Consider the following 22,528-nt stretch of genomic DNA (forward strand, 5'->3'; position numbering starts at 1 on the left):
ACCTCGTAACCTTCGCGCGTCCCGATTGGGTGCTAGGTGTTGGCCAGACCCTCGCCCATTCGGGATGCCTCATGCTCCGCACCGCTCGCCGTCTTGGCCTCGCCGTCCTCCTCGCCACCTCGGCCCTCGCGCCGGCCGCGCTGGCGCAACCCGCCCCCGCCGCCGCCGCCTCCAGAGCGGCGGAGGTTCCGCCGATCGTCTTCAAGCAGCGGACGCTGGCGAACGGGCTGAAGGTGTTCTCCTCGCTCGATCCGACCACGCCGAACGTCTCGGTGCAGGTCTGGTACGGGGTCGGCTCCAAGGACGATCCGCAGGGGCGCTCGGGCTTCGCGCACCTCTTCGAGCACATGATGTTCAAGGCCACCCGCAACCTGCCGGCCGAGAGCATCGACCGGATGACCGAGGACGTGGGCGGCTTCAACAACGCGTCGACCTGGGACGACTTCACCAACTACTACGAGGTGGTGCCGGCCAATCACCTGGAGCGGCTCCTGTGGGTCGAGGCCGAGCGCCTGTCGGCCCTCGTCGTGGACGAGCCCACCTTCAGGTCCGAGCGCGACGTGGTGAAGGAGGAGTTCCGCCAGAACTACCTTTCCCAGCCCTACGGCCGCCTGTTCGGCCTCTACGTCCCCCAGGCCAGCTACGCGGTCCATCCCTACAAGCGCCCGGGGATCGGCAACATCGAGGAGCTGGACGCCGCCACCATCGACGACGTGCGCGCCTTCCACCAGACTTGGTACCGGCCCGACAACGCCGCCCTGATCGTGGTGGGGAACTTCGACGAGGCGAAGCTGAACGCCTGGGTCGACAAGTATTTCGGCGCCCTGAAGCCGCCGCCGGCGCCCATGCCGCGCGTCACCGCCGTCGAGCCGCCGCGCACGAAGGCCGGGGTCTTCGAGGGCTATGGCCCCAACGTGCCGCTGCCGGCGGTGGTCATGACCTGGCAGGCGCCCAGGGCCGCCGACCCTGACGCGCCCGCGCTCATCGTGCTCGACGCCATCCTGTCGTCGGGCAAGTCGTCGAGGCTCTACAACAGCCTGGTCTATGAGAAGCAGATCGCCGTCGAGGCGATGTCCAACGCCGACCTGCCCCAGGACCCGGGCCTGTTCATGGTGGGCGCGGTCATGTCCAGCGGCCACACGATCGCCGAGGGGGAGGCCGCCCTGCTGGCCGAGGTGAAGCGCCTGCGCGACGCGCCGCCCACCGAGGCCGAGCTCTCGGAAGCCAAGAACGAGCTCGTGGCGGGCAAGCTGCGCGAGCGCGAGACCATCGACGGCCGGGGCTTCGCGCTCGGCCAGGCGCTGATGCTGACCGGCGATGCCGCCCGCGCCAACACCGAACTGGCCGACCTCCAGGCGGTCACCGCCGCCGACGTCCAGCGGGTGGCCCGCAAGTACCTGGCCGACGACCGCCGCATGACCATCCGCTACCGCGCCGAGTCCGAACGGCCGAAGGGTCAGGCGGAGGTCAAGGCCCCGCCGCCGCCCAGGACCGTGGCGACCTACACCGGCCCCGTCCTCACCCTCGCGCCCGAGGGCCAGCGGGAGACGCCGCCCCCCATCGGCGAGCCGATCCAGCCCGTCCTGCCCAGGCCCGCCGAGCGGACGCTCGCCAACGGCCTGAAGGTGATCGTCGCCCGCTCGTCCGACCTGCCGCTGGTCACCGCCGACCTCACCGTGAAGACCGGGGCCTGGGCCGATCCGCGGGGCCTGTCGGGCGCGGCCTCCATGACCGCCGGCATGCTGACCGAGGGCACCAAGACCCGCTCGGCTCAGCAGATCGCCAGCCAGACCGAGGCGCTCGGCGCGACCCTCGCCGCCGGCGCGGGCCTGGAATCCTCGTCGGTGACGCTCAGCGCCATGCCCGACAAGCTGCCCGCCGCGCTCGCCATCATGGCCGACGTGGCCCGCAACCCGGCCTTCGCGGCCGAGGAACTGGAGCGCCAGCGCCATCAGTCCCTGGACAGCCTGCAGGTGGCCTACCAGCAGCCGGGGTCGCTCGCCGCCTTCGTCGTGGCCCCGGTGGTGTTCGCCGGCACGCCCTTCGGCCACCCGCCCCAGGGCACGCCGGCCTCCATCGCCAGGCTGAAGCCCGAGACGCTCGCGGCCATCCACCAGGGCTTCTTCCGGCCCGACAACGCCATCCTCGTGCTGACCGGCGACATCGCGCCCGAGCATGGCTTCGCGCTCGCGGAAGCCGCGTTCGGCGACTGGACCGCGCCCATGACGCCGCTGCCGGCCGCGCCCGACGTGCGGCCCGAGCCGAAGCCGCGCGCCGTCGTCATCGACCTGCCCGGCACGGGCCAGGCCTCGGTGAACGTGGTCCGGCCCGCCATCGCCCGCACCGACCCCGACTACTATCCGGGCATGGTGGCCGGCACGGTGCTGGGCGGCGGCTATTCGGCCCGCCTGAACGCCGAGATCCGCATCAAGCGGGGCCTGTCCTACGGCGCCCGGGCCGGGCTCTCGACCAACCGCACCACGGGCTCCTTCCGCGCCTCGGCCCAGACCAAGAACGAGTCGGCGCCGCAGGTGCTGGACCTGATCAAGGCCGAGATGACCAAGCTCGCCGCCGAGCCCGCCTCCGCCGAGGAGCTGAAGGCCCGCAAGTCCGTGCTGGTCGGCGGCTTCGGCCGCGAGGTGGCGACGTCGGGCGGCCTCGCCGACATCCTCGGCAACTTCGCCCTCTACGGCGTGCCGCTGGACGAGCTCACCCTCTACACCCGCAAGGTGGAGGCGGTGGACGCGGGGGCGGTCCAGGCCTTCGCCCGCAAGGTCTTCGACCCCGCGACCTCCAGCGTCATCGTGGCCGGCGACGCCAAGGCCTTCGCGGAAGGGCTGAAGTCGCGGCTCCCCAACCTCGAGATCGTCCCCGCCGCCGACCTCGACCTGGAGAACCCGACGCTCAGGAAGTAGCCGCCCGCATGGTCCAGGCGCCGAGGTCGCGTTCGCGGCCCATCAGCGCCAGGCCCGAGGCGATGGATTCCAGCTCGGCGCCGGTCTCGATCCGCTCGCGCGGGAAGCGGCGGTGGAAGACCTCGCGCACGGCCGGGACCAGCGACGAGCCGCCGGTGAGGAACACCCGGTCGACGCCCTCGGGGCCCAGGCCGGCGTCGGCCAGCGCCCGGTCCACGGCGTCCTCGATCAGGGCCAGTTCCGGGGCGATCCAGGCCTCGAACTCGGCCCTCGCCACGTCCGCCGCGATCGAGATCGAGCCCGCCTCGAAGCGGAACTCGGCGTCGTCCTCGAACGACAGCGCCTCCTTCAGCTTCGAGACCGACCGGTACAGGCGGTAGCCGTGGTTCTCGTCCAGCACCTCCACCAGGCGCTCGATCTTCTCGGGCTCGTCGGCGTCGCGGACCATCCTGCGGATGTCCCGCATGTCGCGCCCGGCGCGCATGAGGGCGAGCTGGTCCCAGCGGGCGAAGGCCGTGTACCAGCGGTTCGGCATCGGCAGGGTCTTGCCGAGCGACGTGTAGGACGAGCCCTTGCCGAGCGCCGGCGAGACCAGCCGGTCGATGATGCGGTAGTCGAAGGCGTCGCCCGCCACGCCCACGCCCGCCCGGCCGAGCGGCGTCGAGCGCAGCTCTCCGCCGTGACGCTCGAAGCGGATGATCGAGAAGTCCGAGGTGCCGCCGCCGAAGTCGCCCACCAGCACCGTGGCGTCGTGGGCAAGCTCGCGGGCGAAGAAGAACGCCGCCCCCACCGGCTCGTAGGCGTAGAGGATCTCCTTCACCCCCATCCGCCTGAACGCCGTCTCGTAGCGGGAAAGCGCCAGGGCCTCGTCGGGGGCGGCCCCCACGAACCGCACCGGCCGGCCCACGATCACCCGCTCGGGAATCTCGCCCAGGGCGTCGCCGGCGTAGTCCCGCACCTTCAAGAGGAAGGTCGAGAGCAGGTCCTCGAAGCGGTAGCGCCGCCCCAGGATCTGGGTCTCGGTGAAGCTGCCTTGCGCGGCGAAGCTCTTGAAGCTCTGGATGAACCGCGTCTCGGCCGGGTCCTCGACGTAGGCCTCGATGGCCCAGGGCCCGGCGGCGATCTCCCGCCGCGTCGGGTCCTCGGCCGGGGCGTGGAAGGACAGGCAGCTCCGGAAGGCGAAGAGCTCGCCCCCGGAGGCGCCGTCGGCGCCTCCATCCAGCAAGGAGGCCGGCGCGGGGAACCTGACGAGGCTCGCCGGCCCGGCCGCGCCCGCCAGGGCGAGCACGGTGTTGGTGGTGCCGAAGTCGATGCCCAGCTGCACGGGGACGCGCTCCTCATCTTCCGGGGAGGGACGACGGATCGCCCGCTCCCCCGAACGGCGCGCGACCCCTAGCTCAGGCGGGTAAGGCCCCGCATCAGGCGTCCACCTCGGCCAGCGGGCGGTCGTAGGCGCACAGGGTGGCCTGCTGGATGATCCGCGACACCGAGGCCGACAGCGGGCATATCTGCACCGCCTTGGAGAGCCCCAGCAGGATCGGCCCGATCACCGTCGCCCCGCCCATGGACTTCAGGAGCTGGGTGGAGATGGCCGCCGAGTGGATGGCCGGCATGACCAGCACGTTGGCCGGCCCGGACAGGCGCATGAACGGGTAGTTGCCCCGCCGTTCCGGCTCCAGCGCCAGTTCGGGCGGCATCTCGCCCTCGTACTCGAACTCCACGCCGTCCATCTCGTCCAGCATGGCCACGGCCTCGCGCACCTTCTCGGAGCGCTCGCCCATGGGGTTGCCGAAGGCCGAGTAGGACAGGAACGCCACCCGCGGCTTGAAGCCCAGGGTCTTGACGGCCCGGGCCGCCTCGACGGCGATCTCCACCAGGTCGGCGGCCTCGGGCATCTCGGTGACGTTGGTGTCGGCGATGAACAGGGTCCGGCCCTTGGCCAGCACCACGCTCATGCCGATGACCCGGCCGTCGGGGGCGGGGTCGATCACCCTCAGAACCTCCTCCAGCACCTGATCGTAGGCGCGGGTGACGCCCGTCACCATGCCGTCGGCGTGGCCCAGCGCCACCATCGAGGCGGCGAAGGCGTTGCGGTCCTGGTTGATCAGGCGCTGCACGTCGCGGCGCAGGTAGCCCTCGCGCTGGAGGCGGGCGTAGAGGTTGTCGACGAACTGCTCGTTCCAGTGCGACAGGCGCGCGTTGATGATCTCCAGCTTCGCCTCGGCCGGGTCCAGGCCGGCCTGGCGCATGTTCTCGTGGACCAGCTCCTCGCGGCCGACCAGGATGGCCTGGCCCAGGCCCGCGCTCTGGAAGCCGTAGGCGGCGCGGATGACGCTGGGCTCCTCGCCCTCGGCGAAGACGATCTTCTTCTTCGGCCCCGACAGCACCGCCCCCTGCAGCTTCTGCAGAAAGGCCGCCGTGGGGTCGAGCCGCTGGGCGAGGCTGGCGCGGTAGGCGTCCATGTCCTCGATCGGCCGGCGCGCCACGCCGGTGTCCATGGCCGCCTGGGCCACGAACGGCGGGATGTACCAGATCAGCCGGGGGTCGAACGGCGTCGGGATGATGTATTCCGGCCCGAAGCGGAGCTGGGTGCCGTGGTAGGCGGCGGCCACCTCGTCGGGCACGTCCTCGCGGGCGAGCTGGGCCAGCGCCCGGGCGCAGGCGATCTTCATCTCCATGTTCACCCGCCGGGCGCGCACGTCGAGGGCGCCGCGGAAGATGTAGGGGAAGCCCAGGACGTTGTTCACCTGGTTCGGATAGTCGCTGCGGCCGGTGGCCACGATGGCGTCGGGCCGGACCGCATAGACCTCTTCAGGGGTGATTTCCGGGTCCGGGTTGGCCATGGCGAAGATGATCGGCTTCGGCGCCATGGCCTTCACCAGCTCGCCGTCCAGGGCGCCCTTGGCCGACAGGCCGATGAACACGTCGGCGCCGTCCAGCGCCTCGGCCAGGGTGCGCTTGTCGGTGTCGACCGCGTGCGCGCTCTTCCACTGGTTCATGTCTTCGGGCCGGCCGCGCCACAGCACGCCCTTGCGGTCGACGGCCAGCACGTTGTCGTGCGGCACGCCCATGGCCTTGATCAGCTCCAGGGTGGCGATGCCCGCCGCGCCGGGGCCGTTCAGCACCACCTTGATCTTCGAGATGTCGCGGCCGGTGATCTCGCAGGCGTTGATCAGGCCCGCGGCGGTGATGATCGCCGTACCGTGCTGGTCGTCGTGGAACACCGGGATGTCGAGCAGGTCCTGAAGCTCGGTCTCGATGCGGAAGCACTCGGGGCTCTTGATGTCCTCGAGGTTGATGCCCCCGAAGGTGACGCCGATGTTCTTGACGACGGTGATGATCTCGTCCGGGTCGGTGGCCGAGACCTCGATGTCCAGCGCGTCCACGTCGGCGAAGCGCTTGAACAGCACCCCCTTGCCTTCCATCACCGGCTTGGACGCCAGCGCGCCCAGGTCGCCCAGGCCGAGGATCGCGGTGCCGTTCGAGATCACCGCCACCAGGTTGCCCTTGGACGTGTAGTCGTAGGCCGCCTCGGGGTCCTCGGCGATCTTCAGCACCGGCACCGCCACGCCCGGCGAATAGGCGAGCGACAGGTCCCGCTGGGTGGCCATCGGCTTGGTGGCCGCGATGGCGATCTTCCCGGGGCGCGGGAGGCGGTGGAAGCTCAGGGCTTCCTCGTCGGTGAAGGTGCGTTTTTCGGCGTCGCTCATGCGCGCGTGGGATCCCTCTGCTCGGGCGCGGCTCAATGGAAGGCCGGCAACCTATAGAGCCGGGCCGTGACAAACAACCTTCCGCGCCCTCTGTCCCAACGGGATGCAAGGGGAGAGGCGGGCGAATTTCCGCGGAACCGGATCGCGCCCCGGCGGTTATGGGCCTCGCAGGGGTGTGTGGGGGCGTGCAGGGAGCACGTCTATCATGATGAAAGTCCTTTCCGCCGCCGCGGCCATCGCGGCGCTCACGGTCGCGCCGGCCGCGTTCGCGCAGTCCACGGGTTCGGCCGCGACCTCGTCCACGCCGCCGGCCTCCGGCGAAGCGACGGAGACGCCCGCGGGGGCCCATGCGGGCTCCCATGCCGGCATGAGCGGCGCTTCGTCGGCCGCCCAGGCGGGCGCCGACGCCAGCGTCACCACCGGCATGACCGTCAAGGACAAGTCCGGCGCCAGCATCGGCCAGGTCGCCGACGTCAAGAGGGAGGGCGGCAAGACCATGGCCACCATCAAGATGGGCGCCGACACCTTCGCGGTGGACGCGGCCAACCTGGCGGTCGACGGCGGGGCGGCGACGATCAACGCCACCCAGGCCGAAATCCAGCAGATGCTGAAGAAGTAGTCCCTCGCCTGGAGGGACAGGGAAGGCGGCTCCGGCGACGGGGCCGCCTTTTTCCTTTCCTCCCCCTCCCCCGACGGGGGAGGAGAGGGGCGAGTCACCCCGCCCTTCCGTGGCTTCCGTGTTCCCCCCTCCACCCGCCTTCGCCTATCGCCGGTTGACAGCGGCACGCACTGCCCCCAAACCACGCGCCTCCTGCAATAACGTCCCCCATCGGAGGCCCACATGCGCGTCGGCGTGCCCCGCGAGATCAAGCCGGACGAATATCGTGTGGGCCTGACGCCCGCCGCCGTCCGCGAATACGTCGCCCACGGCCACGAGGTGGTGGTCGAGGCGGGCGCCGGGGCCGGCGCGGGCTATGTGGACGAGGCCTATGTGCGGGCGGGCGCCAAGATCCTGCCGACCGCCGAGGCCGTGTTCGACGCCGCCAGGATGATCGTGAAGGTCAAGGAGCCCCAGGCCGTCGAGTGGGCTAGGCTGGGCGCCGACCACATCCTCTTCACCTACCTGCACCTGGCGCCCGACCCGGCCCAGACGGAGGGGCTGCTGAACTCGGGCTGCGCGGCCGTGGCCTACGAGACGGTGACGGATGCGCAAGGCGGCCTGCCGCTGCTCGCGCCGATGTCCGAGGTCGCCGGCCGCATCGCCGTCTTCTCGGCGGGCGAGACCCTGCTCAAGCACAACGGCGGCATGGGCCTGCTCATCTCGGGCGTCCCCGGCGTGCCGCCCGCCCGCGTCTGCATCCTGGGCGGCGGCGTCGTGGGCGCCAACGCGGCGGTCATGGCCGCGGGCCTGGGCGCCGAGGTGGTGGTGATGGAGCGCTCCATCCCGCGCATGCGCTACATCGACGACATCTTCGCCGGCCGGGTCATCACCCGCTACTCGACCTACGATTCGGTGGAGGAGGAGATCCTCAAGGCCGACGTGGTCATCGGCGCGGTGCTGACGCCCGGCGCCGCCGCGCCCAAGCTGGTCCGCCGCGAGCACCTGTCGCGCATGAAGCCCGGCTCGGTGCTGGTGGACGTCTCCATCGACCAGGGCGGCTGCTTCGAGACCTCGCGTCCGACCACCCACAAGAACCCGACCTACGTCATCGACGGCGTGGTCCACTACTGCGTGGCCAACATGCCGGGCGCCGCGCCCCGCACCTCGTCCGAGGCGCTGGGCCACGCCACCCTGCCCTTCGGCCTCCAGCTCGCCGACAAGGGCCTGGACGCGCTCAAGGCCAACAGGCACCTGGCCAAGGGCCTGAACGTGCTGAAGGGCCAGATCACCCACCCCGCCGTCGCCGAGGCCCTCGGCAAGCCCTTCGCCGACCCCTACGGCGCCTGGGCGTAACAGGCTTCCTGGCTCGAACGACAAAGCGCCGGTCGAAAGGCCGGCGCTTTTCCTTGTCCACGAACCCACGACCGTCATGGCCGGCCTTGTGCCGGCCCCCCAGAGACGCAGGCCTTAGTCGGGCTGGAGATCGGTCGGCGCATATGGGTCCCCGGGACAAGCCCGGGGATGACGAGGGGGGAGACGCCGAGCCCTTCTGCGCAGGCGCGCGCAGCGCGCCTTCTGCGTTTTCCGTGGTTGAACCCAATCCGCTGACGCTTCGCGGCGGCTGGGCTTCCCTCCGCGGAAATACCGTCGCAACAATCCTCCCCACGCTTGAGCCCATCAGCGAGGGAGCCCCGCCATGTGCGACGACGACATCAATCCGTGGCTGCCGGCCGACCCGGCCGTTTCGCGCCGCGCCTTCGGCCTGGGCGCGGCGGCGGCCGCCGCCCTGACCGCCGCCGAGGCCCGCGCCCAGGCTCAGGTCGTGGAGAAGGACGTCACGGTGAAGACGCCCGACGGGACGGCCGAGGCGGTGCTCCTCCATCCGGCCGGCAAGGGGACCTGGCCGGCGGTGCTCATCTGGACCGACATCGGCGGCCTGCGCCCGGTGTTCCGCCAGATGGGCCGCAGGCTGGCCGCCCAGGGCTATGTCGTCCTCGTCCCCAACCCCTTCTACCGCTCGGCCGACCAGGCCCAGACCCAGGCGCTCAGCTTCGCCACGCCCTCCGGCCGCCAGACCCTGATGGCCTACCGCGCCGCCATCGCCGCCGGCGCCGGGCCGGCGGGCGACGCCCAGGCCTTCCTCGCCTTCCTGGACGCGCAAGCCCAGACGAACACGAAGAGGCCGGCCGGGGTGCAGGGCTACTGCATGGGCGGGCCGCTGGCCTTCCAGACGGCGGGCGCCCTGCCGGCCCGGATCGGGGCGGTGGCCTCCTTCCACGGCGCGGGCCTGACCACCGACGGGCCGGCCAGTCCCCACCTGCTGATCCCGAAGACCAGGGCGTCCTACTTCGTCGCCATCGCGAAGAACGACGACGCCCGCGATCCGAAATCCAAGGACATCCTGAAGGCGGCCTTCGCCGAGGCGAAGCGCCCGGCGACCGTCGAGGTCTATCAGGGCGACCACGGCTGGTGCGTCCCCGGAAGCCAGGTCTACGACCAGGCCGAAGCCGAACGCGCCTGGGCCGAACTGACCAAGCTCTACAAGGCGGCGCTGGGGTAGCTACCTCCCCCATCGCGGCAGCGATGTCGGGAGGGGGACCGCGCGCCGCGGCCTGCGGCCTCCAGCTCGTCATGGCCGGCCTTCGTGCCGGCCACCCATAGACGCAGGCCTTCGCCGGACTGGAGGGCGATCGGCGCATATGGGTCCCCGGGACAAGCCCGGCGATGACGGGGGAAGTTGTCCCGAGACGCCGCTTAGCGGCGGCTCAGCGTTGAAACCACGGATTGCACGGATGGTCCGTCGCGAAATCCGTGAAATCGGTGAAATCCGTGGTTCAAGCCTGGGTCCCCGCTTTCGCGGGGATGAGCGGTGTGGTTTCCGGCCCCCCCGCCCCTCCCGTGTTTTCCGTGGTTTATTCCCCTACTTGCCCGTCTCCGGCGGCCGGCGCTCGAAGGTCCCGGCAGCCCCCGGGAACACCACCGGGCTCTCCCAGCCGTCGGGCGAGATGGCGCTGACCCCGAAGAACCAGTCGTCGATGTTGACGCCCTTCAGCACCGTGCTCGCCGCGCCGTCGGCCAGGCGCGACTGGCGCCACTGCGGCTCGGTCGTGCCGCGCCACCACACCCGGTAGGCCGCCGCCCCTTGCGACGGCGTCCACTTCACCGTCGTGTCGGCGCTGACCGCGCCGGAAATCTCCACCCCCTCGGGCGGCTTCGGCGCGCTGGCGAGCGCGGCCATGGTCGCCACGTTCAGCCGGGTCACCTGGGCCAGGTACTCGAAGTCCACCCCGTCCACCGTGTCGCCGTACTTGATCCCGTTCTCGGTGCGCAGGTCCTGGTGCTGGCGGCGATAGTTCTCCACCGCCTCGGTGACGCGCACGGCCGGGAAGCCGGCCTTCAGCATCTCCACCTGGTCGCCGCCGCGGCCGAAGCGGTCGGTGCGATAGACCATCACCACGTCGAAGTTGGTCAGGTAGCGGTCGGCGATGACGTCCATGAACCGGGCGAGGTTGCGCGAGGGACTGTCCACCTCGCCGCCGTTGTAGCGCCGGCGGTTGGCCTCCTCGGCGCTCTCGGTGGTGCGGGTGCCCTCCGAGAAGACGCGGACGTGGGTGTTGTCGCGCACGCCGCTCAGGCCTTCCGAATTGCCGACGATGTCGTTGTTGAGGTTGGCCTCCACGCGCCAGCCCTGCTGCACGGCGTAGTCGGCCAGCACCTTGCCGCCCAGGAGGCCCTGCTCCTCGCCGGACAGGGCCGCGAACACCAGGGTGGCGGGGAACTTGTGCTTCGACAGCACGCGGGCGGCCTCGATCACGGCGGCCACGCCCGAGGCGTCGTCGTTGGCGCCCGGCGCGTCGGCCTTGAAGTTCATCACGTCGGTGACGCGCGAATCCAGGTGGCCCGAGATCACGATCACCCGGTCGGGATCGGTGGTCCCCTTCTGGATGGCCAGCACGTCCATCACCTCGGTGGGCGTCGGCACGCGGTTGTTGGTGAAGGTCTGGGACGGCGTGGCGATCGTCAGGCAGCCGCCGCAGTCCTTGGAGATCGCCGCGAACTCGGACGCCACCCAGCGGCGGGCGGCGCCGATGCCGCGCTTGTCGCTCTTGGTGTCCGACAGCGTGTGGCGGGTGCCGAAAGAGACCATCTTCTCGATGTCGGCCCGCTGGCGGGCCGGCTGCACCTGGCTGGTCAGCTCGCGGAGCAGGGGCTGTTCGCCGCCTAAGGGTTGGGCGTTGACGGCGAGCGGGGCGAGGAGGGCGGCGGCTGCCGCAAGGTGAAGCATGCGCATGGCCGGACCTTGCCCATCCGACCGAAGGGGGGCAATACCGGACCCGCGTACCGGTCAAGGGAACGGGGTGGAAAGCCCCGGCTGTGCCCGCAACTGTAGGCGGCGAGGGCCGCGTCCGATCCTCCGAAGTCCTTGGACGAAGGAGGGCGCCACTGGAGTGACATCCGGGAAGGCGGGGACGAGGTCCGGCGACCCGTGAGCCAGGAGACCTGCCGGCGCGCTTTGTCGCTCTCCGTGGCCCGGGACCAGGCCGTGGACCGGCAGGGTCCCTCAAAAGGCTCTTCCGTCGCAGCGACTCCTTCACTGGAGGTCGTTCGACCATGCGTGTTCTGCTGCTTTCCACCGCCGCCCTCGCGGCTCTTCCCTTCTGCGCCCATGCCGAGGACGCCGCCGTCGACACGGTGATCGTCACCGCCACCCGCCTGCCCGCCGCGCCCCATGAGGTGACCGGCGCGCGCGTGGTGGACGAGCCCGAGCTCCGCGCCCGGGCCATGCCCTTCGCCGCCGACGTGCTGGCCACCGTCCCGGGCGTGGCCATCGCCCGCAACGGCGCCTTCGGCGGCGTCTCGGCCATCCGCATCCGCGGCGCCTCGCCCGACAAGACCCTGGTGCTGGTGGACGGTGCGCCCGTGGGCGACGCGGCCGACCCCAACGGGGCCTTCGACCCCGCCTCCCTCCAGACCGCCGACCTTGCCCGCATCGAGGTGCTGTCGGGACCCCAGGGCTCGCTCTGGGGCTCGGAGGCCATCGGCGGCGTGGTGGCCTTCACCACCCGCGAGCTCTCTGGCTGGCGCCTGGAGGCCGAGGGCGGCTCCCTCGACACCGCCCGCCTGTTCGCCGGCGCCGGCCTCTCCCATGACGACCGGGCGCTCTCGGCCAGCGTGGCCGCCTTCCGCACGGACGGCGTGTCCAAGGCCGACACGGGGACCGAGAAGGACGGCTTCAAGACCGTGACCGCCAACCTCGCCGGCCGGGTCCAGCTCGGGGCCGTGAAGCTGGACGGCCGCGTCCGCTACACCGACAGCGACATCGACATCGACGGCTTCCCGGCCCCCGCCTACGAGCTCGGCGACACCCCCGACCGCAACACCAGCCGCGCCTGGCTGGGCCAGCTCCGCGCCCAGGCCGACGCCTTCGGCCTGAAACACGCCGTGGGCTACAGCCTCTACGACCTGCACAGGAAGAACGTCTCGGACTTCCCCGCCGCCTTCGACGCCCGCCGCCAGGTGCTGCGCTGGACCGGCGAGACCGACCGTCTCGCCGTCGGCGCCGAGCGCCAGGAGACCCGCGCCGAACTCTCCGACGGGACAGCCCTCGACCTCTCCAACACCGCCGTGTTCGGCGTCATTCGTCATCAATTTCAACGGCTTACGCTGACCGCCAGCGCCCGCCACGACGACCCAGAGGCCTTCAAGGCCAGGACCACCGGCCGCCTCGCCGCCGCCCTCGACGCCGGCCATGGCTTCACCCTGACCGCCTCGGCCGGCACGGGCTTCAAGACCCCCACCATCAGCCAGGCCGTCTGCGCCTTCTGCTTCGCCCCGCCGGTCCCGCTGGTCCCTGAGAAGGCCGAGGGCTACGACCTGCGCCTCGGCTGGCGCAACGACCGCCTCTCCGCCGCCCTCACGGCCTACCGCCTCTCGGTCCGCGACCAGATCGCCTACCAGGGCCTGCGCTACGTCAACATCGCCCGCACCCGCTCCGAGGGCCTGGAAGGCGAGCTCGACGCCCGCCTCACCGCCGCCCTGCGCCTGAAGCTGGCCGCCGCCTGGACCGACGCCGTCGACCGCACGACGGGCCAGAGCCTGCTGCGCGTCCCCGACCGCTCGGGGGCGGCGGCGCTGTTCTGGGAGGACGGCCCCTGGACGGCGGCCTTCACGGTCCGCGCCGAGTCCAGCCAGTCCGACACCGCCCGCGACGGCTTCAGCCGCATCGTGCGCAGGGGCTTCGCCACCGCGGACCTCGCGGGCTCATACGCCGTGACCGAGCAGGTGACCCTGACCGCCAGGGTCGAGAACCTCGCCGACCGCGGCTTCCAGGAAACCTTCGGCTACAACGAGCCCGGACGGGCCGTGTACATCGGGGTCAGGCTTCGGAACTAGGCGGCGGCCCAGGCGAGCGCCTCGGGATCGTCGAGGGCCATCTCGTCCCAGTCGAGGTCCGGCGGCGGGCTCATGGCGGCGGCCACGACCGCGCTCATCTCGGCGGCCGAGCTGACGCCCACCAGCACGGCGGACGCCTCGGGGCGCGACAGCGCGAAGCCGAGCGCCGCCTGCAGCGGGTCGGACCGGCCCTCGGCGATCAGCCGGCGCGCCCGGCTGATGCGGCCGGCGGCGGCCTTCAGGTGGCTCGGCGCCCGGTCGGGCGGCAGGAAGAGCACGCCGTTCAGGAAGATCGAGCGCAGGTGCACCTCGATGCCCATGCCGGCGAGCTCGGCCAGGGTGCCGTCGATCAGCAGGCGCTGGTCCAGCAGCGAGGCCGGCGCCTGCACCACGTCGGGCTTGAAGCGCTTGGCGAGGCCGATCGGATCGTCCGAGGCGTAGACCGACACGCCGATGCGGCGGCATAGCCCCTGGTCCTTCAGCGTCCGCAGGCGTTCCCACAGGTGCGGGCCTAGCGGCGAGAAGAGGTCGGTGGCGGACGGCGCCAGCACCGTGTCCACCTGGTCGACGCCCAGGCGGCGCATCTGCGCGCGCAGCTCGGCTTCCACCAGGTCCGGGCCACGGTCGGGACGGACGGTCGTGAGCGTGACGCGGAACGGGCAGGGGCGCGGCAGGGCCTGGCCCAGCATGCCGTCGCCCGTGTGGCTGTGGCGGCCCACTTCCAGCACGCCCAGGCCGGATCGCGCCGCGATCGCCAGGATGTCGCGGGCCTCGGCCTCGCGCGGCCGGCCGCGAAGCGCCGGCTGGTCGAAGCCGAATTGCCCGGACCCGAGGCCGAGCTTGCTGAGGGGAGAGTTCATGGGGTCGAAGGCTTGGTGAAGTCCTCTTGAGGTCCCATCATCACCTGGAACACCTAAGAACCGGTGACCGAGACCTTTCGTGAGTCTTAAGGCGTGACAGATCCCCTGCCCGAGCCGCCCTTGGCGGAGTGGCCGCTCTTCGGCCTTGCCGACGACGTTCGTCCCGCCCTGCGCCAGGCGCGCGACGCCGGCCAGGCCTGCGTGCTGGCCACCCTGATCGCCGTGGAGGGCGGTGGACCCCGGCCTGAGGGGACCCAGATGGTCTTCGCGCCGGGAATCGTCAGCGGCTACTTCTCGGGCGGTTGCGTGGAAGGCGACGTGGCCGGCCACGCCTGGGCTTGCCTCGCGGACGGCGAGCCGCGCACCCTGGTCTATGGCGAGGGCAGTCCCTGGCCCGACATCCGGCTGCTTTGCGGGGCTCGCATCGAGATCGTGCTGGAGCGCGTGCCGGCCGAGGACCCGGCGCTCTCTGAACTGCTGGCGGCCGAGGACGAGCGGCGGCCCGTCACCTGGGTCAGCGACGGCTGGGCGCGCGTCTGCGCCGCCGAGGTTTCGCCCTGGGCCGAGGCGACCGTGCTGCGCCGCTACGAACCCCGGCCGCGCCTGGTGATCGTGGGCGGCGATCCCACGGCGCTGGCCATCGCCGAACTGGGGGTCCGCTCGGGCTTCGAGACGACCCTGGTGCGGCCCAAGGGCCCGGTCACCCCGCCGCCGGTGGCGGGCGTCGCCTATCGCCGTGACGAGCCGGCCGAGGCCCTGGCGGTCGTCGGCCTCGATCCGTGGACGGCGGTGGCGGTGGCCACCCACGACCTCGACACCGACCGCGAGGCGCTGCGTGCGGCCCTGCCGTCCGACGCGGGCTACGTGGGCCTGCTGGGTGCGCGGCGCAGGCTGGAGGGGCGGCTGGAGGAACTGCGGGCCGAGGGCATGCCGGAAGCCGCCATCGCCCGGCTGCACGCGCCCATCGGCCTCGACATCGGCGGCAAGGCGCCCTTCGAGGTGGCGGTCTCGGTGATCGGGGAGCTCGTCGCCCTGCGCTATGCGCCCGAGGGCAGTCGCGACAACGGCAGCACGTCCACGACCGACCCGGCCTCGGCCGCCGGGGCCTGAGCGGGCCTGCGCAGCAGAGCGTCGGCCAAGGCGAACACGCTGACCAGCGAGGAGTCCTGGTCCCGGTAGGGGCGGACCGTGACGCCGCCGCCCTCGAAGGCGAGCCTGGCGCGCATCCAGTGCTCGCGGGGCCCGTTGGCCGGCAGGGCCTCCTCCAGGCGCGCGGAGATCGCGCGGGGCTCGGCGGGCGCGCCCTGCCAGGCCATCAGCAGGGGCCGCAGGAACATCTCGGCGCAGACGAAGGCCGAGGCCGGATTGCCCGGCAGGCCCAGCATCCGGCGGCCGTCGCCCAGCACGCCGAAGAAGGTGGGTTTGCCCGGCCGCACGGCCACGCTGGCGACCTTCAGCTCCAGCCCCAGCGCCTCGCCGGCCTTGCGGACGAGGTCGTGGTCGCCCACCGAGGCTCCGCCCAGGGTGACCACGAGGTCGCCTTCGGCCGCGCGGAGCGCCTCGATGGTGGCCTCCAGGTCGTCGCGCACGGGCCGCGCCCGTCGGACCTCCCCGCCCCAGCCTCGGATCAGGGCGGCCAGGGCCGGCGAGCCGGAGTCGTAGATCTGGAACGGCCCGGGCGTCGCGGGCGCCTCGACGATCTCCTCGCCGGTGGAGAACAGCGCCACGCGCGGGCGCCTCGCCACCGTCAGCTCCGCGCGTCCCGCCGCGGCGGCCAGCGACAGCCGCCAGGGATCGATGGTCGTCCCGCGCGCCAGCAGGGCCTGGCCGGCCCGGAAGTCGCCGCCCGCCGGCCGGACATGGCGCCCGGCCTCGACGGCGGGCACGGTCGCCGTGTCGCCGTCGCGCTGGACGTCCTCCTGGATGACCACGGCGTCGCAGCCCTGGGGTATCGCCGCCCCGGTGAAGATGCGCACGGCCTCGCCTGGCCGGACCTCGCCCGCATATCCGTGGCCGGCCGCGCTCTCGCCCACAACCTTGAGCGTTCCCGGCGCGTCGGCGCTGCGCACCGCATAGCCGTCCATGGCCGAGGCGTCGAAGGGCGGCTGGTCGCGCACGGCGGCCACGTCCTCGGCCAGCACACGGCCGACGGACTCCGCCACGGGAACCCGTTCCGTCACGGGCGCCGGAACCTCGGCCAACATCCGCGCCCGGGCCTCGTCGACCGGGAGCAGCGTCACGCCCGCCAGTCTCCGCTCTTGCCGCCGGTCTTGCTGACCAGCCGCACGGCCTCGATGACCATGCCCTTCTCGACGGCCTTGAGCATGTCGTACAGCGTGAGCAGCGCCACCGAAGCCGCCGTCAGGGCCTCCATCTCCACGCCCGTCTGGCCGGTGGTCTTCACCCGGGCGATGACGGACAGCCCGCCCTCGGCCGGTTCCACCCGCACCTCGGCCTTGGCGATCGGCAGGGGGTGGCACATGGGGATCAGGTCGGAGGTCTTCTTGGCGGCCATCACGCCGGCGATCTCGGCGGCGGCGCGCACGTCGCCCTTCTTTCCCTCGCCCGACACGGCAAGCCGCAGCGTCTCCGGGCTCATCCGCAGGAAGCCCTCAGCCACCGCCTCGCGGGTCGTCACGGCCTTGTCCGAGACATCGACCATGCGGGCCCGGCCGGTCTCGTCGATGTGGGTGAGCCTCCTCACGCCTCCATCAGCCTCGGCATCAGCTCGACCATGTTGCAGGGGCCGTGGCGGCTGTCGAGCTGAGCCGAGATCACCTTGTCCCAGCCGTCCTTCACCGCCCCGTTCGAGCCGGGCAGGCAGAAGACGAAGCAGCCCTTGACGATGCCGGCCAGCGCCCGCGACTGGAGGGTGGACAGCCCCACCGACTGGTAGCTCACCAGGTGGAAGATCACCGAGAAGCCGTCGATCTCCTTGTCGAACAGCGGGCGGATGGCCTCGGGCGTCACGTCGCGGCCGGTGATGCCGGTGCCGCCCGTCGTCACGATGGCCTCCACGCCCTCCCCGACCCAGGCCAGCACCTGCCTGCGGATCTCGTCCACGTCGTCGCGGACGATGGCCTTCCCGGCCAGCTCGTGGCCGGCGCCCGTCACCCGCTCGGCCAGCAGATGACCGGAGGTGTCGCTCTCCTCGTCCCGGGTGTCGGAGATGGTCAGCACCGCGACCTTCACCGGCTTGAACGGGCGGGCCTCGTCGATCCGGCCGCCGGGCTTCAGGGCTGGGGCGTTCATGGGGCTTGCTCCTTCTCCCACCGGGCGCGGTCCTTCAGGTCCTGGGGCGTGGGCTCGATCCAGCGGGCGCCCGCCGGGCCGTGTTCCTTCTTCCAGAACGGGGCGGCGGACTTCAAGTAGTCCATCAGGAAGTCGCAGGCCTCGAAGGCGGCGCGGCGATGGCCGGCCGCCGTGGCCACGAAGACGATCGGTTCGCCCGGCGCGATCCTCCCCACCCGGTGCAGGATCATCAGGTCGTCGAGCGCGAAGCGGCTCCGCGCCTGCTCGGCGATCCTGCCGATCTCGCCCTCGGTGAAGCCGGGGTAGGCCTCCAGCTCGAGGATCTTGGTCTCGCCCCCTTCGGCCCGGGCTATGCCGGTGAAGGTCGCCACGGCGCCGGTCTCGGTGCGCCCGCGCGAGAAGGCGCTCAGCAGGGCGCCGGGGTCGAAGGGCTGGTCGACGAGCCGGATCATCCGCCGCTCATGGGTGGCAGGAAGGCGACCTCGGCGTGGGGCGCGAGCGCGGGGTCGCCCCGCACGATGGCCCGGTCGACGGCCACCTGCACGCCAGGGGCCGCCAGCGCCGCCGCGAGCGCCGCGTCTCCGGCCGAGAGCGCGGCCTTCAGCGCCGACAGCGAGGCGCCGTCCACGACCTTCTCCCGCCAGCCGGCGACGTCGCGCAAGGGGCCGAACAGGAGGACGCGGGCCACCCTCAGCCTCCCGTCGTCGACATGTGGCGGGCGACGGCCGGCCCGGCGGCCCGGGCGATCCGGAAGTCGTGGCCCTTGGGCTTGGCGTCCACCGCCAGGCGGATGGCCTCGATAAGGTCCGCATCCGAGGCCCCGGCCCGCAGGACGGCGCGCAGGTCGGCGGAGTCCTCCTGGCCCAGGCAGGTGTGCAGGGTCCCGGTGCAGGTCAGCCGCACGCGGTTGCAGGCCTCGCAGAAGTTGTGCGTCAGCGGCGTGATGAAGCCCAGGCGCCCGCCGGTCTCGGCGACGCGGACGTAGCGGGCCGGGCCGCCGGTGTTCAGCGGGATGTCCTCCAGCGTCCAGAAACCTTCCAGCTCTCGCCGGACGTCCTTCAGCGACAGGAACTGGTCCGTCCGGTCGGCCTCGACCTCGCCCATCGGCATGGTCTCGATCAGGGTCGCGTCCAGGCCCCGGCCGTGAGCCCAGGCGATCAGGCCGGGCAGCTCGGAGGCGTTGTCGTCCTTGAGCGCCACGGCGTTGATCTTGACCTTCAGGCCCGCCGCCTGGGCGGCGTCGATCCCGGCCAGCACCTTGGCGAGGTCGCCGCCCCGGGTGAGCGCGCGGAACAGGTCCGGCCTCAGGGTGTCGAGCGAGACGTTGATCCGCTTCACGCCGGCGCCCGCCAGCCGGTCGGCGAATTCCGCCAGCCGCGTGCCGTTGGTGGTGAGGGTGAGCTCCGAGAGGTCGCCGGTCGCGAGGTGACGCGACAGGCTCTCCACCAGCTCCATCACGCCCTTGCGCACCAGGGGCTCGCCGCCGGTGAGGCGCAGCTTGCGCACGCCAAGAGCGACGAAGGCCGAGGCGATGCGGTCCAGCTCCTCCAGCGTCAGCACCTGCGCCTTCGGCAGGAAGGTCATGTGCTCGGCCATGCAGTAGGTGCAGCGCAGGTCGCAGCGGTCGGTGACCGACAGCCGCAGGTACGTGACCGTCCGGCCGAAGCCGTCGATCAGCGGGGGGCCTTGCGGCGGGAAGGCAGGCGTGCGCGTCATGGAATTGCGAAGATAGAGGCGATGAGGCCGTGGCGACAGAGGCGGTTGTTCTGGCGGCGGGGGCCGGGTCCCGGTTCGGCGGCGGCAAGCTGCTGACGGCCTATGGGCACGGCGTGCTGCTGGACGGCGCGCTGGCGGCGGCCTTCGCCGCGCCCGTGCGCCGGGTCACGGTGGTGACGGGCGCCGAGGGATCGCGCATCGCCGAGGCGGCGCTGGCCCACGACCCGTCCGTCCAGATCGTCGACTGCCACGACTGGGAGGAAGGCATGGCCGCCTCCCTGCGGGCCGGGATCGCCAGCCTGCCGCCCGACGCCGAGGCCTGCATGGTTTTCCTGGGGGACATGCCGCGCGTGCCGCACGCGGTCCTGAAACCCCTGTGCGAGGCGGTGCGGGCCGGCGCGCCCGCCGCCGCCCCCCGGTTCGGCGCGCGCCGGGGCAATCCGGTGGTGCTGTCGCGCGACCTCTTCCCGGAGGTGATGGCGCTCCGGGGCGACGTGGGCGCGCGGATCATCCTCGACGCCCTGGGCGAACGCCTGGCCCTGATCGACGCCCCCGACGACGGCGTGCTCTACGACGTCGACGCGCCCGAGGATGTTGAGGATTAGCTGTCGGTGTAGACCGGCCTGCGCTTCTCGATGAACGCCCGGCGGCCCTCGGCGAAGTCCTTCGTCCGGGCGCAGAGCACCTGGTTGCGGTTCTCGATGGCCATGGCGGCCTCCAGGCTGGGCGCATCCACCGCCAGGCTCAGCCCTTCCTTGGTGAGCCGCAGGCCCATGGGCGAGGCCATCAGCATCTCGTCCAGATAGGGCTGGGCGGCGGCCTCCAGCGCATCGTCGGGCGCGACCTCCGAGACGAGACCGGCGGCCAGCGCCCGCTGGGCGCCGATGAACCGGCCGGTCAGCATCAGTTCCGAGGCCACCGAGGTCCCCACCAGCCTCGGCAGGAAGTAGCTGACCCCCATGTCGCAGGCCGACAGGCCCAGGCGGATGAAGGCGGCGTTCATGCGCGCGCTCTCGCCGGCGATCCGGATGTCGGCCGCCAGGGCGAAGGCGAAGCCCCCGCCGCAGGCCGCCCCATGAACCAGGGCGACGATCGGTTGCGGGCAGCGCCGCATGCGGACGTAGACGTCCGCCAGGTGTCCCTGGAAGCCGAAGCCGCCGCCGAACGGCGCGGCCTGGCTCCCGTCGGCCTCCTTGATGTCGAGGCCGGCGCAGAACGCCCGGCCCGCGCCCCGCATCACCACGATCCGCACCGAGCCGTCGTCGTGGAGCCGTCCGAAGTAGTCGCGCAGCTCGTCCACCATCCTCAGCGAGATGGCGTTCAGCGCGTCCGGGCGGTTCAGCGTCAGCCAGTCGACCGGCCCGCGCTTCTCGACCTCGATCGTTTCGTAGGTCGCCATGGCGTCCTCCCTCAGGCCAGGCCCTTGCCGATGTCGCGGCGGGTGGCGTCCCCGAGCTGCGAGCCGCCGTCGCAGTCGAGGATGGTCCCGGTGATGTACTGGGCCGACGGGCTGCACAGGAAGACGGCGCTCTCGGCCACCTCGGAGATGCGACCCCAGCGGCGCATCGGGATGCGCTCGTGGTGCTTGGCCCGCGTCGAGGGATCGGGCGCGAGCCGGGCCATGCCCTCGGTGTCCTCGATGGGGCCCGGCGAGATGCCGTTCACCCGCACCTCCGGACCCCATTCCATGGCCAGAACCCGGATCACCTGGTTGACGCCCGCCTTGGCGGCGCAGGCGTGGATCTGCAGCGGCATGGCGTTCACCGCCTGGCCCGCCGTGATGGCGATCAGCGAGGCGCCCGGCTTGTTCAAGAGGTCGTAGGAGCCGCGGAAGACGTTGAAGGTGCCGAGGAGGTCGATGTCCACCACGGTCTTGAAGGCGTTGGCCGACATGGCCGCCGCCGGGGCCAGGAAGTTGCCCGCCGCGCCCGACACCACGATGTCCATGGCCCCGAAGGCCTCGACGACCTGCTCCATGGCCGCGCGGATGGCGGCGTAGTCGCGCACGTCGGCCGACAGGCCCAGGGCGTCGGGTCCGATGGACTCGGCCGCGCGCCTGGCCTTGTCCGGGTCGCGTCCGGCCACCGCCACCTTGGCGCCCAGCTCGGCGAAGCGCTTGGCGATGCCCAGGTTGATGCCGCTGGTGCCGCCGGCGACGAAGGCGGTCTTGCCGGCCAGCAGGCCGTCCTTGAAGGCGCTCATGGGGTGTTCCTCCTGGTGTTGTGCTTGTCGGGGCTCAGCGGCGGCCCTGGCCGTCGTCCACCTTGATGCAGGTTCCGGTGACCGCCTCAGAGGCGGGCGAAACCAGATAGAGCAGGGTGCTGTCGAGCTGGGCCTGGTCGCCCAGCCGCTTGCGCGGGAAGTGCTGCGAGATGTCGCCCACCCGGGCCAGCATGCCGTCCATCATCTCCGAGGCGAAGGCCCCGGGCGCGATGGCGTTGACGTTGATGTTGAAGGCGGACCACTCCACCGCCAGGGCCTCGGTCATGCGCACCACGGCGGCCTTGCTGACGGAATAGAGCGCCGCCCCGCCGCCCGAATAGTCGAAGGCCGCGATCGAGGCGATGTTGACGATCCGGCCCGGCCGCTTGGCCGCGATCAGCCGGCGCGCCGCCTCGCACGACAGAACGAAGGGCGCGCGGACGTTGACGTCCAGCACGCGGTTGATCAGCTCGGGCGGCATCTTCACGGCCCGCTGGGCGTCGGGGACGCCGGCGTTGTTCACCAGGACCGTGACGAGGCCCAGGGCTTCCTCCGCCCTGGCGATGGCGCCCGGGAGCCGGGCGTCGTCCGAGACGTCCACCTCGATGGGGAAGGCCTCGCCGCCGGCCGCGCGGATCTCCCCGGCCAGGGCTTCCAGCCTGTCCATCCGCCGCGCCGCGATGGCGACCTTGGCGCCGGCCGCCGCCAGCACCCGGGCGAAGCGCTTCCCCAGGCCCGACGAGGCGCCGGTCACGAAGGCGACCTGGCCGGTCAGGTCGGTCGAGGCGTTCGGCAGCGGATAGGTCATGGGCAGGCTCCAGCAGGCGTCGGCGCCATGCTGGACCGGCTGACGCCGCGTCTGGCCAGCCCGGATTGGCC

General features: G+C 72.0%; 20 protein-coding genes and 1 riboswitch. Of the genes, 7 read left to right on the forward strand and 13 right to left on the reverse strand.

The window, feature by feature from the left end:
- The first annotated feature begins 71 nt into the window (after window positions 1-71).
- Window positions 72-2,915 carry a M16 family metallopeptidase gene (locus tag ACK4TT_RS08425; RefSeq protein ID WP_410212814.1) on the forward strand — a complete coding sequence of 948 codons (2,844 nt, stop codon included), beginning with the start codon at window positions 72-74 and terminating at the stop codon, window positions 2,913-2,915.
- Here the strand turns inward: ACK4TT_RS08425 and ACK4TT_RS08430 are convergent.
- A complete protein-coding gene (locus ACK4TT_RS08430; RefSeq protein ID WP_410212815.1) occupies window positions 2,905-4,239 on the reverse strand; it encodes an Hsp70 family protein in 1,335 nt (444 codons plus the stop codon). The genes ACK4TT_RS08425 and ACK4TT_RS08430 overlap by 11 nt on opposite strands.
- A 94-nt stretch (window positions 4,240-4,333) precedes the next feature.
- Window positions 4,334-6,625 (reverse strand): NADP-dependent malic enzyme, encoded by a 2,292-nt coding sequence (locus ACK4TT_RS08435; protein WP_409638257.1) that lies wholly within the window; start codon window positions 6,623-6,625, stop codon window positions 4,334-4,336.
- 208 nt (window positions 6,626-6,833) lie between these two features.
- Between ACK4TT_RS08435 and ACK4TT_RS08440 the strand changes: the two genes are divergently transcribed.
- From ACK4TT_RS08440 to ACK4TT_RS08450, 3 genes are all read left to right on the forward strand, one after another.
- Window positions 6,834-7,244 (forward strand): hypothetical protein, encoded by a 411-nt coding sequence (locus ACK4TT_RS08440; RefSeq protein WP_410212816.1) that lies wholly within the window; start codon window positions 6,834-6,836, stop codon window positions 7,242-7,244.
- Between the two features lie 222 nt (window positions 7,245-7,466).
- Complete coding sequence (gene ald / locus ACK4TT_RS08445) at window positions 7,467-8,579, forward strand: alanine dehydrogenase (protein WP_409638264.1); 1,113 nt, start codon at window positions 7,467-7,469, stop codon at window positions 8,577-8,579.
- 343 nt (window positions 8,580-8,922) lie between these two features.
- Window positions 8,923-9,786 carry a dienelactone hydrolase family protein gene (locus tag ACK4TT_RS08450; protein ID WP_410212817.1) on the forward strand — a complete coding sequence of 288 codons (864 nt, stop codon included), beginning with the start codon at window positions 8,923-8,925 and terminating at the stop codon, window positions 9,784-9,786.
- A 360-nt stretch (window positions 9,787-10,146) separates the two neighbouring features.
- Here the strand turns inward: ACK4TT_RS08450 and ACK4TT_RS08455 are convergent, their stop codons facing one another.
- On the reverse strand, window positions 10,147-11,517 hold the full coding sequence (locus ACK4TT_RS08455; RefSeq protein ID WP_409638269.1) for a M20/M25/M40 family metallo-hydrolase: 1,371 nt from the start codon (window positions 11,515-11,517) through the stop codon (window positions 10,147-10,149).
- A 21-nt stretch (window positions 11,518-11,538) separates the two neighbouring features.
- A riboswitch (cobalamin riboswitch) is annotated at window positions 11,539-11,749 on the forward strand.
- An 88-nt stretch (window positions 11,750-11,837) separates the two neighbouring features.
- Between ACK4TT_RS08455 and ACK4TT_RS08460 the strand changes: the two genes are divergently transcribed.
- A complete protein-coding gene (locus ACK4TT_RS08460) occupies window positions 11,838-13,619 on the forward strand; it encodes a TonB-dependent receptor plug domain-containing protein (RefSeq protein WP_410212818.1) in 1,782 nt (593 codons plus the stop codon).
- On the opposite strand, the gene ACK4TT_RS08465 is transcribed toward ACK4TT_RS08460, so the two are convergent.
- Window positions 13,616-14,479 (reverse strand): bifunctional regulator KidO, encoded by an 864-nt coding sequence (locus tag ACK4TT_RS08465; protein ID WP_409638275.1) that lies wholly within the window; start codon window positions 14,477-14,479, stop codon window positions 13,616-13,618. The two genes, ACK4TT_RS08460 and ACK4TT_RS08465, sit on opposite strands and share 4 nt — an antisense overlap.
- A gap of 93 nt (window positions 14,480-14,572) precedes the next feature.
- Between ACK4TT_RS08465 and ACK4TT_RS08470 the strand changes: the two genes are divergently transcribed.
- Complete coding sequence (locus tag ACK4TT_RS08470; RefSeq protein WP_410212819.1) at window positions 14,573-15,589, forward strand: XdhC family protein; 1,017 nt, start codon at window positions 14,573-14,575, stop codon at window positions 15,587-15,589.
- On the opposite strand, the gene glp is transcribed toward ACK4TT_RS08470, so the two are convergent.
- Genes glp through moaA form a run of 6 tightly spaced genes read right to left on the reverse strand, consistent with a single transcriptional unit; the run spans window position 15,517 to window position 19,447 of the window.
- Window positions 15,517-16,719, reverse strand: coding sequence for a gephyrin-like molybdotransferase Glp (glp, locus tag ACK4TT_RS08475; protein ID WP_410212820.1), 1,203 nt, complete (start codon window positions 16,717-16,719; stop codon window positions 15,517-15,519). The two genes, ACK4TT_RS08470 and glp, sit on opposite strands and share 73 nt — an antisense overlap.
- A complete protein-coding gene (gene moaC / locus ACK4TT_RS08480; RefSeq protein WP_409638284.1) occupies window positions 16,716-17,183 on the reverse strand; it encodes a cyclic pyranopterin monophosphate synthase MoaC in 468 nt (155 codons plus the stop codon). The genes glp and moaC overlap by 4 nt, the downstream gene beginning before the upstream one ends.
- The gene (moaB, locus tag ACK4TT_RS08485; RefSeq protein WP_409638287.1) at window positions 17,180-17,731 is read right to left on the reverse strand and encodes a molybdenum cofactor biosynthesis protein B; all 552 of its coding nucleotides are present in this window, start codon (window positions 17,729-17,731) and stop codon (window positions 17,180-17,182) included. Before moaB ends, moaC begins: the two co-directional genes overlap by 4 nt.
- On the reverse strand, window positions 17,728-18,183 hold the full coding sequence (locus ACK4TT_RS08490) for a molybdenum cofactor biosynthesis protein MoaE (RefSeq protein WP_409638289.1): 456 nt from the start codon (window positions 18,181-18,183) through the stop codon (window positions 17,728-17,730). Before ACK4TT_RS08490 ends, moaB begins: the two co-directional genes overlap by 4 nt.
- Window positions 18,180-18,419 carry a MoaD/ThiS family protein gene (locus ACK4TT_RS08495; protein WP_409638292.1) on the reverse strand — a complete coding sequence of 80 codons (240 nt, stop codon included), beginning with the start codon at window positions 18,417-18,419 and terminating at the stop codon, window positions 18,180-18,182. Before ACK4TT_RS08495 ends, ACK4TT_RS08490 begins: the two co-directional genes overlap by 4 nt.
- 2 nt (window positions 18,420-18,421) lie before the next feature.
- Entirely contained in the window at window positions 18,422-19,447 is a 1,026-nt protein-coding gene (gene moaA / locus ACK4TT_RS08500) for a GTP 3',8-cyclase MoaA (protein ID WP_409638295.1), read from the reverse strand.
- A gap of 29 nt (window positions 19,448-19,476) precedes the next feature.
- On the opposite strand from moaA, the gene ACK4TT_RS08505 reads away from it, so the two are divergent.
- On the forward strand, window positions 19,477-20,052 hold the full coding sequence (locus ACK4TT_RS08505) for an NTP transferase domain-containing protein (protein ID WP_409638298.1): 576 nt from the start codon (window positions 19,477-19,479) through the stop codon (window positions 20,050-20,052).
- Here the strand turns inward: ACK4TT_RS08505 and ACK4TT_RS08510 are convergent.
- Genes ACK4TT_RS08510 through ACK4TT_RS08520 form a run of 3 tightly spaced genes read right to left on the reverse strand, consistent with a single transcriptional unit; the run spans window position 20,049 to window position 22,457 of the window.
- Window positions 20,049-20,846 (reverse strand): enoyl-CoA hydratase/isomerase family protein, encoded by a 798-nt coding sequence (locus ACK4TT_RS08510; protein ID WP_409638301.1) that lies wholly within the window; start codon window positions 20,844-20,846, stop codon window positions 20,049-20,051. The genes ACK4TT_RS08505 and ACK4TT_RS08510 overlap by 4 nt on opposite strands.
- A gap of 11 nt (window positions 20,847-20,857) precedes the next feature.
- Entirely contained in the window at window positions 20,858-21,649 is a 792-nt protein-coding gene (locus tag ACK4TT_RS08515; RefSeq protein ID WP_409638304.1) for an SDR family oxidoreductase, read from the reverse strand.
- A gap of 34 nt (window positions 21,650-21,683) precedes the next feature.
- Window positions 21,684-22,457, reverse strand: a complete 774-nt coding sequence (locus ACK4TT_RS08520) for an SDR family NAD(P)-dependent oxidoreductase (protein WP_410212821.1) — start codon at window positions 22,455-22,457, stop codon at window positions 21,684-21,686.
- Between the last annotated feature and the right edge of the window lie 71 nt (window positions 22,458-22,528).

Source organism: Phenylobacterium sp. (genome assembly GCF_046463815.1).
GTDB lineage: Bacteria > Pseudomonadota > Alphaproteobacteria > Caulobacterales > Caulobacteraceae > Phenylobacterium.

Excerpts from the sequence above, each read along its gene's own strand:
- moaB (WP_409638287.1), bottom strand. The coding sequence starts at position 17,731 with ATGAACGCCCCAGCCCTGAAGCCCGGCGGCCGGATCGACGAGGCCCGC.
- ACK4TT_RS08435 (WP_409638257.1), bottom strand. The coding sequence starts at position 6,625 with ATGAGCGACGCCGAAAAACGCACCTTCACCGACGAGGAAGCCCTGAGC.
- ACK4TT_RS08450 (WP_410212817.1), top strand. The coding sequence starts at position 8,923 with ATGTGCGACGACGACATCAATCCGTGGCTGCCGGCCGACCCGGCCGTT.
- ACK4TT_RS08465 (WP_409638275.1), bottom strand. The coding sequence starts at position 14,479 with ATGAACTCTCCCCTCAGCAAGCTCGGCCTCGGGTCCGGGCAATTCGGC.
- ACK4TT_RS08510 (WP_409638301.1), bottom strand. The coding sequence starts at position 20,846 with ATGGCGACCTACGAAACGATCGAGGTCGAGAAGCGCGGGCCGGTCGAC.
- ACK4TT_RS08455 (WP_409638269.1), bottom strand. The coding sequence starts at position 11,517 with ATGCGCATGCTTCACCTTGCGGCAGCCGCCGCCCTCCTCGCCCCGCTC.
- ACK4TT_RS08425 (WP_410212814.1), top strand. The coding sequence starts at position 72 with ATGCTCCGCACCGCTCGCCGTCTTGGCCTCGCCGTCCTCCTCGCCACC.
- ald (WP_409638264.1), top strand. The coding sequence starts at position 7,467 with ATGCGCGTCGGCGTGCCCCGCGAGATCAAGCCGGACGAATATCGTGTG.
- ACK4TT_RS08520 (WP_410212821.1), bottom strand. The coding sequence starts at position 22,457 with ATGACCTATCCGCTGCCGAACGCCTCGACCGACCTGACCGGCCAGGTC.
- moaA (WP_409638295.1), bottom strand. The coding sequence starts at position 19,447 with ATGACGCGCACGCCTGCCTTCCCGCCGCAAGGCCCCCCGCTGATCGAC.
- ACK4TT_RS08460 (WP_410212818.1), top strand. The coding sequence starts at position 11,838 with ATGCGTGTTCTGCTGCTTTCCACCGCCGCCCTCGCGGCTCTTCCCTTC.
- ACK4TT_RS08490 (WP_409638289.1), bottom strand. The coding sequence starts at position 18,183 with ATGATCCGGCTCGTCGACCAGCCCTTCGACCCCGGCGCCCTGCTGAGC.
- ACK4TT_RS08440 (WP_410212816.1), top strand. The coding sequence starts at position 6,834 with ATGAAAGTCCTTTCCGCCGCCGCGGCCATCGCGGCGCTCACGGTCGCG.
- ACK4TT_RS08515 (WP_409638304.1), bottom strand. The coding sequence starts at position 21,649 with ATGAGCGCCTTCAAGGACGGCCTGCTGGCCGGCAAGACCGCCTTCGTC.